9 protein-coding genes are annotated in these 14,586 nt (G+C 74.9%); 3 read left to right on the forward strand and 6 right to left on the reverse strand.

The genetic code is table 11. The features are described 5' to 3' along the window. Positions 1-37: 37 nt before the first annotated feature. Both G6553_RS13390 and hemE read right to left on the reverse strand, forming a co-directional pair. Positions 38-3,736, reverse strand: a complete 3,699-nt coding sequence (locus G6553_RS13390) for a hypothetical protein (RefSeq protein WP_166193663.1) — start codon at positions 3,734-3,736, stop codon at positions 38-40. Between the two features lie 126 nt (positions 3,737-3,862). Next, complete coding sequence (hemE, locus tag G6553_RS13395) at positions 3,863-4,948, reverse strand: uroporphyrinogen decarboxylase (protein ID WP_347565700.1); 1,086 nt, start codon at positions 4,946-4,948, stop codon at positions 3,863-3,865. A gap of 69 nt (positions 4,949-5,017) precedes the next feature. Here hemE and G6553_RS13400 point away from each other — a divergent pair, with 69 nt between their 5' ends. Both G6553_RS13400 and G6553_RS13405 read left to right on the forward strand, forming a co-directional pair. Beyond that, positions 5,018-5,656, forward strand: a complete 639-nt coding sequence (locus G6553_RS13400) for a DUF3000 domain-containing protein (protein ID WP_166193669.1) — start codon at positions 5,018-5,020, stop codon at positions 5,654-5,656. Further along, positions 5,653-6,996 carry an HRDC domain-containing protein gene (locus G6553_RS13405; RefSeq protein WP_166193672.1) on the forward strand — a complete coding sequence of 448 codons (1,344 nt, stop codon included), beginning with the start codon at positions 5,653-5,655 and terminating at the stop codon, positions 6,994-6,996. Before G6553_RS13400 ends, G6553_RS13405 begins: the two co-directional genes overlap by 4 nt. A gap of 130 nt (positions 6,997-7,126) precedes the next feature. Here G6553_RS13405 and G6553_RS13410 read toward each other — a convergent pair whose 3' ends face one another. Further along, positions 7,127-8,533 carry an extracellular solute-binding protein gene (locus tag G6553_RS13410; protein WP_166193675.1) on the reverse strand — a complete coding sequence of 469 codons (1,407 nt, stop codon included), beginning with the start codon at positions 8,531-8,533 and terminating at the stop codon, positions 7,127-7,129. 109 nt (positions 8,534-8,642) lie between these two features. Between G6553_RS13410 and G6553_RS13415 the strand changes: the two genes are divergently transcribed. Then, complete coding sequence (locus G6553_RS13415) at positions 8,643-9,440, forward strand: hypothetical protein (protein WP_166193678.1); 798 nt, start codon at positions 8,643-8,645, stop codon at positions 9,438-9,440. On the opposite strand, the gene G6553_RS13420 is transcribed toward G6553_RS13415, so the two are convergent. The 3 genes from G6553_RS13420 to hrpA form a co-directional block, all read right to left on the reverse strand. Continuing rightward, the gene (locus G6553_RS13420; RefSeq protein WP_347565701.1) at positions 9,337-9,918 is read right to left on the reverse strand and encodes a type II toxin-antitoxin system PemK/MazF family toxin; all 582 of its coding nucleotides are present in this window, start codon (positions 9,916-9,918) and stop codon (positions 9,337-9,339) included. The two genes, G6553_RS13415 and G6553_RS13420, sit on opposite strands and share 104 nt — an antisense overlap. An 80-nt stretch (positions 9,919-9,998) precedes the next feature. Further along, entirely contained in the window at positions 9,999-10,592 is a 594-nt protein-coding gene (locus G6553_RS13425; protein ID WP_347565702.1) for a hypothetical protein, read from the reverse strand. Positions 10,593-10,602: 10 nt separating this feature from the next. Then, positions 10,603-14,502: an ATP-dependent RNA helicase HrpA gene (gene hrpA, locus G6553_RS13430; protein WP_166193683.1), complete on the reverse strand. Its 3,900-nt coding sequence runs from the start codon at positions 14,500-14,502 to the stop codon at positions 10,603-10,605. Between the last annotated feature and the right edge of the window lie 84 nt (positions 14,503-14,586).

Raw genomic sequence — 14,586 nt, forward strand, 5'->3', positions numbered from 1 at the left:
GCAGGGGTGCCCGGGCCGCGCAGGTGGTGCGGGTGCGTCAGCCGGTCCGCGGGACGTCGCAGATGGCGTCCTTCAGACCGAGCGTCAGCGGGATGCCGAGCACCTCGACGGTGACGTCGAGGCGGGTGTCCCCGACGCAGCGCACCTCGCCGGTGCCGCCCGTGCCGTCGACGCCCACCGTCTGGCCGAACAGCTTGCGCGGCTTCAGGTGGGTGAGGGCGTCGTCGGCGAAGAACCCGTTCCCGGGCCGGAACAGCAGGCTCGCCGCGCCGAGGTCGGCGCCGACCGAGCCGCCGAGGACCGGGCGGACGCACCCCGCGTCCCCGCACTCACCACCGAACTCGGTGGTGTTGAGGTAGACGTCGCCGCCGTTGTCGGCGTCCAGCGTGCCCGTCAGCTCCAGGACCCGGACCCGCAGCCCGGAGGCGGACAGGCCACCAGAGGCGTCGGCGAGGTCCAGCGTCGTGTGCTCGCTGGCGGCGAACCGGACCGAGCCGAGACCCGGGTCGTCGATGCCGAGGCCCGGCAGGCACGCCTCGTCGCCGGCCATGCACACCGTGAGCTCAGCCGGCAGCGGTCCGCTGATCGACCCGGAGAGCCCGCCCATGTCGAACGCGAGGCTGTTGGTGGGCTCGTCGGCGGAGTAGCGCAACGACAGCGCGCCGCTGCCGTCGTCGACCAGCGCCAGCCGCATGTGCGGGACCAGGTGGTCGAGGGTGGCGCGGACGTCGTCGACCAGCACGCCCTGCTCGTCGCGCTCGGTGAGCGCCACGTCGAACACCTGACCAGCCACCGTGTCCAGCATGATCTCGGGCGCGACGCCGAGGCTTGCCGACACCGAGCGGAGCCCGCGGATCCGGGCGGCGATCGCCGTGCCGTCCGGACGGTTCTCGACCGCGAGACCGTCGCCGTCACCGGCGAGGGCCAGCGGCTGGCCGTCGTGGGCCCGGAGGTCGACGAGCCCGATCGGCCGTCCGCCGGTGTCGAAACCGACCGCGCCGGCCTCGTCCAGGCTGACCGACAGCAGGCCGGGGACGTCCTCCAGCCTCAGGTCGAGGTCGGTCGCCCCCTCGAGGAGGCCTTCGTCGTCGTGCGCCGCGACGGTCAAGAGGCCGATCGGCTCGGACCCCTCGACCCGGATCGCGCCCTGCGGGGACAGGGCGAGTGCGAGGGTGCGCGGAGCGTCGAGGATGCGGGCGTCGAGGACGAGGCCGTCCTGGTCGACCAGCGCGCGCAGCGGGGTGGGAGCCATGGTCAGGCCCAGGGAGATCTCGTCCTGCAGGGCGAGGTCCATGCCCTCGAAGCCGGGCAGCCGTAGCGCGACGGACTGCGTGTCGCCGTCCTGCAGGAGCCGCAGGTACGCCGGCTCGTCGAGCGTCGCCACCGGGCGGCCCGAGGCGTAGCCGGCCTCGAAGACGCCGATCGGTCCGCTCGCCGTCAGCTCACCCGCGCCCTCGGCGCCGAGGCCGAAGGAGACGACGGCCGGCACGTCGGTGAGGCCCAGGGAGATGTCGTCGACCGTGCGGCCGGCGTGGAGGTGCCGCGCGTGCAGGTGCACGGACTCCAGCCCGGACGGGCTCGAGAGGGAAGCCTGGAGGCCGTCGGTCTCACCGCCGGCCAGCTCGAGCGACAGGGAGCCCTGCACGCTGTCCAGGACGCCGTCCGCCAGGAAGACCTCGTCGCCGCCGCTGTCGTCGGCCAGGTGCAGGCCGACGACGGTCGGACGGTCGACGTCGAGCCGGGCGGCGATGTCCTCACCGCTCCCGCCGAGGCGCATGCCGATCCGGGCGCCGGTCGGCGCGCGGTCGAACGAGACGGCGAAGCGCTGCTCGGCCGGCTCCGCGGCTGCAGGGTCGGCCGCCGCGGGCACCACGGCACCCGTGACGCTGACGGGCGAAGCTCCGCGGCTGCGGAGGTCGAGCACCGCACCACCGTCTGCGAGCAGGACGTCGGCCCGGAACGCCTCGGGGGCGTCGCCCTCGCGCGCGTCGTACCCGAAGCGGTAGCGCTCGGTCCCGCCGGGCAGGTCGAGCAACGCCTGGATGCTCAACGGCAACGCGTCGGGCGCGCCGTCGAGGCGCGCGACCTCGAGCCGCGGGACGACCCGGGTCGGGTCGCCGCTCGTCACGGCGTCCGCGAGGCCGGTCAGGGTCACGTTCGCGAGCACGTCGGCCGTGCCGTCCCCGGTGACGTCCAGCGGAGCGGGTGCGCCGATGAACCCGCCGAACTCGCGGTTGCGGCGGGTGCCGTCGGGCGCCTCGTAGCTGGCCCGCCACTCGAAGCGAGCCGCCTCGGTGGCCGCGCCGAGCGGGGAGCCGGCGCCCACCGTGCGCAGGATGCGGTCGAGCGTGCGGTCGACGGGGTCGCCCGCGGCGTCGACGCCCCGACCGAGCGCGCCGAGGAGGCGGTCGAGGACGGCGCGCAGCTGGGTGGTGTCGAGCAGGTGGAGGAGCCCCGACGCGACGACGTCGGTGATCGCGCCGAGCGGCGTGCTCGGGCCGACGATGCCGGTCAGCGTGCCGAGCAGGTCCCCGAGCGACGTGCCGCCGCCGCCCGGCGCGGCGCTGCCGGGACCGAGCAGCCCGCCGAGCAGCCCGCCGATCGCACCGGTCACGTTGCCCACCACGCCGGACTGGTTCGGCGCCGGCGACGCGGCGTCCTCACCGACGTAGAACGACACGGTGTCCGAGCTGGGCCCGTGGACGCCGTCGCCGGCGTAGGTCGCCGAGGCCGGGACCGTGCGGGAGGGGCCGGCCACGACCACCGTCCGCATCGCCCGACCGGTCGCGACGGTCGTCACCGGGGCGACGTCGTCGCCGAGGGCCAGGACGAGCGGCGCGCCGACGACCGGCTGGCCGTAGCGGTCGCTGTCCGGGGTCACGTCGACGACCTGGCCCTCGAGCACGGCTGTGCCGCCCGGCAGCGCGCGGGTCGCGCCGCGGTAGAGGGTCTGCGTCGGACGTGCGGTCAGCCGCGTGGTGGCCGAGCCAGAGAGCCCGGCGTACGACGAGTCGTCCTCGACCGCCGCGGCGACCGTGAGGGGGCCGGCCGGCAGGTCGGGGAGGTCGACCGTTGTCCGCCCGACGCCGTCAGCGCCGGTGTCGATGCTGACCTCGCCGGCGCCTGGGACCGTCACCGTGACGTGGCGGCCGCCCAGGGGCTGCCCGGTGACGCCGGTGCCCGACCGGGTGGTGCGGACCGTCACCGGCAGGTCCTCGCCGGTGACGACCGAGGACGGCAGCTCGATGGCCACGGCGGACTGGTTGCGCAGCGTGACGGTGATGTTCGACAGCTGCTGCTCGGCCTGGGCGGTGCAGCCCAGGTTCAGGAAGCCCGACTTCTTGCCGTCGCGGGCGTAGGTCTGGATGCGGTACTGGCCCAGCGGGTTGCCGACGCTGTTCCAGGTCGTGGTCAGCGCTCCGGAGCCGGACTTCGACGCGGTGTGCACCTGGGCGCCGTCGGCGACCCGGGTGACCACGACCCGCGAGCCCACGCTGCTCGGCGGGCTCACACAGTCCTCGGTCGCTCCGCGCGCCTCGGTGATGGCGACCTGCCCGGAGACGACGGATCCGTTCACGGGACCCGTGACGGCCGCCTGCGCGGGCGCACCGGCGAGCACCGCCGCCGGCAGCGCCAGGCTGGTCGCCAGCGCCGCGCCGAGCGCGCGGCGGCCGCGCCGGCTCCTCGGCTCGGGAGGTGGCGCCGTTGATCGGACGGACCTGCTGTGGGGGGACATGCAGCCTCCTGCTCGCGCCGCCCGCGGTCGGGCGGCCTCCGCACGCACGAACGCTGCAGACGTGGCCCGGGTCACGCCCTGCCCCGAGCGGGTCCCGGCCGGTGGTCACCGGCCCGCCCCGCGGGGTCAGCCCAGGGGGTAGGACTGCACGAACTCGGTGAGCCGCTCGAGCTGGGCGGGGTCGGTGGAGGGGATGACCCCGTGGCCGAGGTTGAAGATGTGGCCCTTCGCGGCGCGGCCCGCCTCGATGACCTGGGCGGCGCGGGCGGTCATGACGTCGGTCGGCGCGAAGACGAGGGTGGGGTCGAGGTTGCCCTGGACCCCGCGGTCGCCGACGAGGGGGAGCGCGGAGGCGAGCGGCGTACGCCAGTCGACGCCGACGACGTCCGCGCCGGCCTCCCCCATCAGCCCGAGCAGGTTCGAGGTGCCGACCCCGAAGTGGATCCGCGGGACGCCGAGCTCGCCGGCGGCGGCGAGCACGCGGGTCGAGTGCGGCATGACGTGGGCGCGGTAGTCGTCGGGGGTGAGCGCGCCGGCCCACGAGTCGAACAGCTGCACGGCGGAGGCACCGGCCTCGACCTGGACGGCGAGGTACGCCGACGCGATGCCGGCGATCTTGCGCATGAGCGCGTCCCAGACCTCAGGGGCTCCGAACATCATCGCCTTGGTCTTGGCGTGCTCCTTCGAGGGACCGCCCTCGACGAGGTAGGAGGCGACGGTGAAGGGCGCCCCGGCGAACCCGATGAGCGGCGTCGCGCCGAGCTCCCCGACCAGGGAACGGACGGCCGCGGTGATGAACGGGACGTGCTCGGGGATGAGGTCGGGGATCGCGTCGACGTCGGCGAGGGTGCGCACGGGGTTCGCGACGACCGGCCCGATGCCGGGCTTGATGTCGAGGTCGACGCCGACGGCCTTGAGCGGCAGGACGATGTCGGAGAAGAAGATGGCCGCGTCGACGCCGTACCGCCGCACGGGCTGCATGGTGATCTCGGTGACGAGGTCGGCGTCCATGCAGGACTCGAGCATGCCGATGCCCTCGCGGACGCGGAGGTACTCGGGGAGCGAACGGCCCGCCTGCCGCATGTACCAGACCGGCGTGTGCGGCACCGGCTCCCCGCGAGCGGCCTTGAGGAAGGCGCTGTCGGCGAGGCCGGGGTGGCGGCCAGGAGTGCCGTCGGACGTGCGGTCGGTGGTGCGGGCGGCGCTGCTCACGGCCACAAGCCTCCCACCCGCCCGGCGTGTTCGCACATCGGTTCGAGCGCAGCGACCTACTGTGGGGGCATGGTCGTGCGTCAGGAGACGCACCCGGGCACGGGTGCGTCGGTGAGCCCCGCGGAGTTCCGGGACGCCGTGGCGAGCATGCGCTCGGCGCGTCTGCGCCCGGAGGTCTTCTGCGAGGAGATGCCGGCGCCCCAGCGGATCGCGCCGTACGCCGCCGCGCTGAGCGCCGACGTGACGGTCGACGGGGTGGACGTCGGCACCGGCCGGATCATCCTGCTCCACGACCCCGACGGCAACGACGCGTGGGACGGCACCTTCCGGTGCGTGGCCTACGCGCGCGCCGACATCGAGGTCGACATGGTCAGCGACCCGATGCTGGCGGAGGTCGGCTGGTCGTGGCTGACCGAGGCGCTCGACGCCCACGGAGCGACGTACTCGATGGTCTCGGGCACGGTCACGCGCGTGGCGACCGAGAGCTTCGGCGGCATGGCCGACGAGGGTGGCACCGCCCAGCTCGAGGTGCGCGCCTCGTGGACGCCGGGCACGCCGGACGGCTCCGTCCCGGGCGCGTCCCTGGACGTCGGACCGCACGTCGAGGCGTGGGGCGAGCTGCTGTGCACCGCGGTCGGGCTGCCGCCCGTGCCCGACGGCGTCAGCGTGATGCCGAGCCGCCGCGGGCAGCGCGGCCCGGGCCGGTGACGGTCGAGGGGCCCGAGCAGGCCACCGACCCGTCCCCTGCCGACGACAGCGCGCCCGAGGCGCGGCCCGACGATTCCGAGGCCCCCGAGGCACCGGAGGCACCCGGGGCACCCGACGCCCCGCCGTCACCCCTGCTGACCCTGCGCGACGGCCTGCCGCCGGTGGTCGACACCGCCGAGGCGCTGGCCGAGGTCTGCGCCCGGATCGCCGCCGGCACCGGACCGGTCGCGATCGACGCCGAGCGGGCGTCGGGCTACCGGTACTCCAGCCGCGCCTACCTCGTGCAGCTGCGCCGGGAGGGCGCCGGCACCGCGCTGGTCGACCCGATCGCCTTCGACGACCTCGCCCCGCTGCAGGAGGCCCTCGAGGGGACCGAGTGGATCCTCCACGCGGCGACCCAGGACCTCCCCTGCCTGGCCGAGGTGGGCCTGACGCCGACCTCGCTGTTCGACACCGAGCTGGCCGGGCGGCTGCTGGGCTATCCGCGGGTGGGGCTGGCGACCCTCGTGGAGACGGTGCTCGGCTTCTCGATGAAGAAGGAGCACTCCGCGGTCGACTGGTCGACCCGCCCGCTGCCGGAGCCGTGGCTGGAGTACGCCGCGCTCGACGTCGAGGTGCTCGTCGAGCTGCGCGAGGCGATCGCCGCGGAGCTGGTGGCCCAGGGCAAGGACGAGTGGGCGCAGCAGGAGTTCGACCACCTGCGCAGCTTCGAGCAGCCGACGCGGGTCGACGCCTGGCGTCGTACGTCGGGTCTGCACCGCGTCCGCGGGCGCCGGGCGCTCGGCGCCGTCCGTGCCCTGTGGGAGCTGCGCGACTCGATCGCCGAGCAGCGTGACGTGACCCCGGGCCGGATCATCCCGGACGCCGCGATCATCGCCGCGGCCACCGCGATGCCGCTGGAGCGGTCCGCGCTGCTGTCGACGAAGGGCTTCCACGGCCGCGGCGCCGAGCGGTACGCCAACCGCTGGATCGCCGCCCTGCGCGAGGTCGCCGAGATGGACGAGGCCGACCTGCCCTCGCGCTCGCCGCGCGGTGACGGCCCGCCGCTGCCACGCGCCTGGGCCGAGAAGGACCCCGTCGCCGCCGACCGCCTCCAGCTGGCGCGCGAGGCCATGACCGCCCTCGCCGACGAGCACGGGCTGCCGGTGGAGAACCTGCTGACCCCCGACTACCTCCGCCGCACCCTGTGGACGCCACCGGCCACCCGCGACCCCGGCGAGCTGCTCGACGCCGTGGCGGGCGCGCTCCAGGGGTACGGCGCCCGCTCGTGGCAGGTCGCCCTGGCCGCCCCCGTCCTCACCCGTGCCATCCTCGACGCCGACGCCCGCGCGGCCGGCTGACCGCAGGGACGGCGCGGCGACAGCTTCATCGGCCCGCCGATGAAACTGTCGGTGGGCCGCTGAAGCTTCATCGGCCCACCGTGAGGTTCGTCGGCCAGCCGATGAAGCTCACGACCCGATCGCCCGGGACCTACTCCTCGTCCTCGCCGGACTCCTCGGAGGGCGAGGGCGACTCGGTCGGCTCCTCGAACTCGGGGTCGAGGACACGCTGGGAGTCCAGGTCGATCTGCTCGGTGACCGCCTCGAGGTCGAGCTCGGGGGCGGAGGTGACGAGCGAGCGGATGTCGTCGCGGATCGCGGTCTCCAGCTCGTCCCAGGTGTCGAGCAGCGGGGGCACGCGCAGCGCGCGGATCGAGTCGGTGAAGACCGAGGCGTGGGCGGGCAGGCGGTCGGGCCGGACGAAGTCCTCGGAGTAGGCGACCTCGAGGTTGGCCGGCACCAGGTAGCCGGCGCGGACCACGCGGGCCACGGACTCCGACGAGGTGGCGTGGACCAGGAAGTCGGCGCCCTCGGCGGTGCTCGCCGCCGCCTTGGACAGGCACAGCCCGGTGATGTCGCCGACGGTCGCGTAGGACCCGAGCGTCGGGATCGGCATCACGTCGAACTCCAGCCCCGGCACCTGCCGCAGCTCCGGCACGAGCGAGCGGTCGCCGGTCATCATCGCCAGCCGGCCCCGCTCGAACCACTCCACCGGGGTCGCGCGCTGCAGCTGGCCCTCGGTGAGCGTGAGCTGGGGGTTGCGCAGCAGCTCGAGGGTTCGGGTCAGCGCCTCGCGGCTGCCGTCGCTGGAGAACGCCGTGGACGTCGGCTCGGTCTCGTCGTTGAAGACCGACCCGCCACCGCTCTCGACGAACGGCGCCAGCCCCTGCAGCGTGGGCTCGACGTGGACACCGCGGACCCGCTTGCGCGGGCGCGTGGCGAAGTCGGCCGCGGCGACGAACTCCTCGAAGGACCAGCGCGTGTCGTCCTCGTCGCTGGGCGCCGGGAGCTCGCGGTTGCGCATCTTCTCGAAGTCGACGAGCTCGGTGTTGTAGTAGACGACCGTCGGGGAGATGCCGTACGGCATGCACTGCAGGCGCGTGTCGGCGGAGAAGGCGCGCAGCGCGTCGCGGGAGTAGTTGTCGCCGAACTCCGTGCCGCGCTCGTCGAGCAGCTCGTCGACGGGCTGGGTCAGCCCCTCCTCGAGCAGCCACCGCAGGTCGCGGCGCGAGGCCAGGAACACGTCGGGCACCTTGCCGCCGGCCCGCAGCGCGTCGGAAAGGTCCTCGCGGTCGTCCCAGGAGCGCAGCTCGACCTGGCTCTCCTGGGAGGCGGCGTTGAAGGTGTCGACCATCGCCTGGTAGGCCGACACCTCGTCGTTGGTGCCCCACACGCCGAACAGCAGGCGCACCGGCGGGGCGGCGCGGGTCGGCTCGGGAGCGGGCGGGTCGTCGTCGCCGCCGTCGTTGCTGCACGCACCGAGGCCCAGTCCCAGGGCGAGCACCAGCAGGGCGGCCACCCCGGTCCGGGTGCTCCGCCGTCCCCGTCGCAGCCGCACGGCACGCCTCCTCGCTCCGGCCGCACGGGCGGCCCAGGTCACAGCACGCGCCCCCGTGTCCGGGGCGCGCCGTCACCCTACCGACCGCCCCGGCTGCCTACGATGCAGCGTGCCCCGCCTTCCCCGAGCACCCCAAGCGCTCCTGCTCCCCGCCGCTCTCGCCCTGGCCCTCGGCCTCTCCGCGTGCGGAGGCGACGGGAGCGACGCCGCCGAGGCGCCGACGAGCCCCGCCGCCACGACGAGCGCGACCGCGCCAGCGGCGCCGCCCGCGAGCAATCCGACCGAGGGCGCCCGGACCGACGAGCCGGAGGCGAGCCGCACCGCGCGGCCGAACCGCACCCTCGCCCCGCTGCCGCCGCAGCCACTGCTGGCCAAGCCGGCCCGCGCCCACCTGCTCGCCGCGGACCGGATGCCGACGGTGGCCGAGGACCGGCCCTGGACCGAGGCGACGAAGGGCGACGGCTCGCGGCCCGTCGGCGCGTGCCAGAAGGCCTCGCTGTTCGACATCGGCGCGATCCGGACGACCGAGCGCCGGTTCACCACGGCCGACGGCTCGGCGACCGCGGTCCAGGTGCTCGGCAGGTTCGCGGACCGCTCCTCGGCCTACCGCGCCGCCGAGGTGCTGATGGCCTGGCGCGCCGACTGCGCCGAGCGCCTGTCCTCGCCCCGCGCGAAGGTCGGTGAGGCGCACGACGTGCCGGTCCGCACCGGCTTCGGGACCGTGTACGCCGCGACGTACGGCGAGCGCTCGGCCGACGGCGCCCGCGCCACCGCGCTCGGCGTGGTCCGGAAGGGCAGCTGGATCAGCGTCGTCGAGGTCGCCACCGACGAGCGCCGGTGGCCGAGCGGCCGGAACCCCGCCCGCCAGGCTGTCCGCCGGATCGCCGCGACGTTCCGGGCGTCCTGAGCCCGGCGAGGTCCTCGGCGAGGTAGGGGGCCGCGGCGGCGACGACCGCGTCGAACGTGCCGCGGGCGAGCGCCGCGCCCTCCCGGCGCACCGCGTCGGGGTCGAGCACGAGCAGCCGGTCCAGCCGGACCTCGCTCGGCCGGCCCTGCCGGTCCCAACCCCCGGCGCCGACGTCCATCCAGTGACGGCCCCACCGGGCCTCGTCGGCGGCGTCGCGGTCGTGGTCCTTGCTGGTGAGCATCAGCGCGAGCAGCCGCTCGCCCCCGGGTGTGCGCTCGCGGGCGAGCACCAGCACCGGGCGGTCCTTGCCGCGGCTCGCGTCCTCCTCGTAGGGGACCCAGGCCCAGACGACCTCGCCGGGATCGGGACGGCCATCGGCGCGCGGCGCGTGGACGAACCGCGAGAGCGGCACGCGGGAGGGGAGCCGGCGCGCAGCGTCCCGGAGGGTGGAGAGCACGCCGGACCGGGAGCGCCTCACGGCGCGTGGCCGCTCGTAGCGGCTAATTGTGGGACCCGGGGCTGCCACGGCCCGGCGTGCTCGTTCTCCATTGTAACGACCTACTGGAGCCGTGCGGCCAGCTCGAGGTGACCGGCGGCCTCGAGCTGCTCGGCCATGGCGAGCATCCGCCGCACCCCGTCCTCCCCGGGGCCGGGCAGGTGCGCCCGTCCGGTCGCGACGACCCGCGCGAAGGCCGCGGCCCGCAGCAGGACGTCGGCGAAGTCGCTCGTGGCGATCCCGCGCAGCACCTCGTCGACCATCGCCTTGAGCTGCTCGGGCCCCGGCGGGTCGGCCACCCCGGCGACGACGCGGGCGACCTGGGCGCGGGCGCGCCCGGCCTCGAACTCGCGGGCCACGGCGACCGGCTCGGCGTGCACCCACGAGCGCAGCAGGAAGAGTCGCCACAGGCAGCCGGCGATCGAGTCCGCCGGTGCGCCGGCCCACACCTCGGCGATCGTCTCGATGCCCTCGTCCTCGGCCAGCCGCAGCAGCCGCTCGGCCACCTCCGAGTCGTCGCTCGCCCGCGCGCCACGCACGAGCAGCACGGCGGCGCGGTCGGCCGCCTCGGTCACGAGCGCGGGGTCGGCCCCGCCGACGATCTCGGCGAAGAAGCCCGCGCCCGGGGTCATCGGGCGGTGGTGCTGGCGGCTCACCCGAGCGAGGTTACGCCCGGGCCCCAGCCCCGGGACCCGAGCCGCCGCCCGAGCCGGCGGCCTGCGCGAGCACCTTGCGGATCCGCTGGTCGCTGACCGGGGCGGGGGTGCCGAGCTGCTGGGCCCACAACGAGACGCGGTACTCCTCGAGCATCCACCGGACCTGCCGCAGGGCCGTGCCGGCCGGCCGCCCCTCCGGCAGCGCCGCGGTCGCGTGCAGCCACGCGTCCTGGAGGTCGGCCACCTGGTCCATCAGCCGACGGTCGCGGTCGACGGCGGCGTACCCCTCGTCGAGGCGGGCCCGCCGCTGGAGCAGCGCCTGGAGGTAGCGCGGGTAGGACCGCAGCTGCGCCGCGCCGGCCTCGCCGACGAAGCCGGGGTGGACCAGGCGCGCGAGCTGCGCCTCGAGGTCGGAGAGGGCGGGCAGCATCGTCATCTCGGCGCGACCGGACAGCGCCTTGTCGGCCTGCCGCCAGAGGTCGAGCACGCGGATGACGTCGGTCACCACCGCGCGCACCCGCGCCTCCTGGTCCTGGGCGGCGACGGCGCGGAGCGCGTCGTACGCCGCCTGGTCCCGCGCCGCGGGCCGGGCGTCGACGACGTCGACGACGACGGCGCGGCGGCAGTCCTCGAGCAGGGCGCTCACCGAGGGGTACGGCGTGCCGGCGAGCGCGAGCTTCTCGTGGTTGCTGAGCGAGTCGAGGACGGCCTTGACCGGCGAGGACGTGCCGAGCAGCAGGAGCCGGACGACCGCGAGCCGGTGCCGCGCCTCCTGCTCGTCGGCGGACCCGACGACCTGGAGCCCGACGGTCGAGCCCTCGTCGACGAGCGTGGGATAGGCCTTGACCTCGTGGCCCGCCCGCTTCTGGGTGAAGGAGGCGTCGATGGTGCCGAAGGTCCAGGTCGTCTCGCCGCTGCGGGTCAGCCCGCTCTCGGTGGCGACCTCCTCGAGCGCCCGGCGGAAGCGCGGCCGCAGCGGCGCCTTGAGCGCCTCGAGGTCCTTGCCGCGCGCCTGCTCGCGGCCGGCGTCGTCGACGACGCGGTACGTCGGGCGCAGGTGCTCGGGGACCTTCGACCAGTCCCAGGCGTCGCGGGGAACGACCACCCCCGTGGTCGCGCGGCACCAGCGCTCGAGCGCGTCGAGCAGCGGCTCCTCCCCCGGCGGGACGGCGGCGAGGAACTCCCGCGCCTTGTTGGGCGCCGGCACGAAGCTGACCCGGAGGTTCTTCGGCAGGCTGCGGATGAGCTCGGTGACCAGCTCCTCGCGCAGGCCCGGGACGTTCCAGGAGAAGTCCTCCGCCGCGACCCGGTTGAGGGTCGCCACGGGCACGTCGATCGTCAGCCCGTCCTCGGCCGTGCCGGGCTCGAAGTGGTAGCTGATCGGGAACGTCAGCCCCTCGGCCTGCCACTCCTGCGGGTAGTCGGCCTCGCGCACCTCCTCGGCGGTGCCGTGGGTGAGCATCGCGGGGTCGAAGGTGAGCAGCTCCGGGTGCCGCTGCCGCTCGCGCTTCCACCACTGATCGAAGTGCGCGCCGCTGACGACGTCCTGGCCGACGCGTGCGTCGTAGAAGTCGAAGAGGGTCTCCTCGTCGACGACGATGTCGCGGCGGCGGGCGCGGTGCTCGAGCTCCTCGGCCTCCTCGAGCAGCCGCTTGTTCTCGGCCGCGAACTTGTGCCGGGTGTGCCACTCCCCCTGCACCAGCGCGTGCCGGATGAACAGCTCGCGGGAGACGACCGGGTCGACCTTGCCGTACGACACGAGCCGGTCGGCGACCAGCGGCACGCCGTACAACGTGGCGCGCTCGTAGGCCATGACCGCGGCGCGCTTGCGGCTCCAGTGCGGCTCGCTGTAGGTGCGCTTGACCAGGTCGCCGCCGAGCCGCTCGGCCCACTCCGGGTTGATCGCGGCGTTCTGCCGCGCCCACAGCCGGCTGGTCTCGACGAGCTCGCCGGCCATGAGGTACGCCGGGTTCTTGCGCGCCACGACGCTGCCCGGGAAGACCGCGAACCGGGCGCCGCGGGCGCCGAGGTACTCCCGCGGCCCGCGGCGGCGCTCGCCGGCCTTCTCCTTCTTGTCGCGCTCCTCGAGCGCGCCGATGTGGGAGAGCAGCCCGGACAGCAGCGCCTGGTGGATGCCGTCGGCATCGGGCGTGTCGGCGGGATGGCCGACGTCGATGCTCATCTCCTTGCAGACCTGCCGCAGCTGGGACTCGAAGTCCTGCCACTCGCGCACGCGCAGGTAGTTGAGGTGCTCGGCGCGGCACATCCGGCGGAACGCGCTGCTGCTGAGCTCGCGCTGCTGGGCCTTGAGGTAGCGCCACAGCTCCAGCCAGGTGAGGAAGTCGCTGCCCTCGACCTTGAACCGCGCGTGCAGCTGGTCGGCCCGCGCCTGCTCGGCCGGGTGGTCCGGGCCGGGGCGCTCGCGCGGGTCCTGCAGGGAGAGCGCCGCGGCGATGACGACGACCTCGCGGACGCAGCCGAGCCGCTCGGCCTCGAGCACCATCCGCCCCAGTCGTGGGTCGATCGGCAGGCGCGCGAGGCGCCGCCCGAGCGTCGTGAGGCGCGGACCGCGGCGGTCCTGCCGGCCCTCCTGACGCGCCTGGCCCTGCTGCTCGGGCGTCAGCGCGCCGAGCTCCTCGAGCAGCTGGACGCCGGCGGTCACGTTGCGGCGGTCCGGCGGCTCCACGAACGGGAACCGGCCGAGGTCGCCGAGGCCGAGGCTGGCCATCTGCAGGATGACGCTGGCGAGGTTGGTGCGCAGGATCTCGGGGTCGGTGAACTCCGGGCGCCCCTCGAAGTCCTCCTCGGAGTAGAGCCGGATCGCGATGCCGGCCGCCACCCGCCCGCACCGGCCCGAGCGCTGGTTGGCCGAGGCCTGGCTGACCGGCTCGATGGGCAGCCGCTGGACCTTGGTGCGCAGGGAGTACCGCGAGATGCGCGCGACGCCGGTGTCGACGACGTACCGGATGCCGGGCACGGTCAGCGAGGTCTCGGCGACGTTGGTCGCCAGCACGACCCGGCGGCCGGTGTGCGGCGCGAAGACCTTGTGCTGCTCGGCGGCCGAGAGCCGGCTGTAGAGCGGCACGACCTCCAGCCCGCCGCCGCGGGTGGACGTGGTCAGCTCCGACAGCGCGTCGGCGGTGTCGCGGATCTCCCGCTCGCCGGGGAGGAAGACCAGCACGTCGCCGGGCCCCTCGGCGGAGAGCTCCTTGACCGCGTCGACGATCGCCTCGGTCTGGTCGCGGACGATCGGCTCGCCCTCGTCGTCGTTCTCCGGCAGCTCCAGCAGCGGCCGGTAGCGGACCTCGACGGGGTAGGTGCGGCCACTGACCTCGATGATCGGGGCCGGCTTGCCGCGCCGGTCGGCGAAGTGCTCGGCGAAGCGCTCGGGGTCGATGGTCGCGGAGGTGATGACCAGCTTGAGGTCGGGCCGCTTGGGCAGCAGCCGCTTGAGGTAGCCGAGCAGGAAGTCGATGTTGAGGCTGCGCTCGTGGGCCTCGTCGATGATGATCGTGTCGTACTTCTGGAGCATCCGGTCGCGCTGCAGCTCGGCGAGCAGGATCCCGTCGGTCATCAGCTTGACCCGCGTGGCCTTCGACGTGCGGTCGGTGAAGCGCACCTGGTAGCCGACCGGGCTCTCCGGACCGCCCAGCTCGGTGCCGAGCTCGCTCGCGATGCGCTCGGCCACCGAGCGCGCCGCGATCCGCCGCGGCTGGGTGTGCCCGATCAGCCCGCCGCCGCCCGCGCGGCCGGCCCCGCGGCCGAGCTCGAGGCAGATCTTCGGCAGCTGGGTCGTCTTCCCGGAGCCGGTCTCGCCGGCGACGATGACGACCTGGTGGTCCCGGATCGCGGCCGCGATGTCGTCGCGGCGCTGGGTGACCGGCAGCTCCGGCGGGTAGGTGATGTCCACAACCGCTCCATCATCCCAGTCCCGTGGTCGGCGGCGCACCCGAGACCGGGACCGGCGGTTGCGTGGAACACGTTCTACCCGACA

The sequence above is a fragment of the Nocardioides sp. IC4_145 genome (assembly GCF_011250565.1).
GTDB lineage: Bacteria > Actinomycetota > Actinomycetes > Propionibacteriales > Nocardioidaceae > Nocardioides.

Coding starts and splice junctions, on each gene's coding strand:
- G6553_RS13390 (WP_166193663.1), bottom strand. CDS start 3,736: ATGTCCCCCCACAGCAGGTCCGTCCGATCAACGGCGCCACCTCCCGAG.
- G6553_RS13400 (WP_166193669.1), top strand. CDS start 5,018: ATGGTCGTGCGTCAGGAGACGCACCCGGGCACGGGTGCGTCGGTGAGC.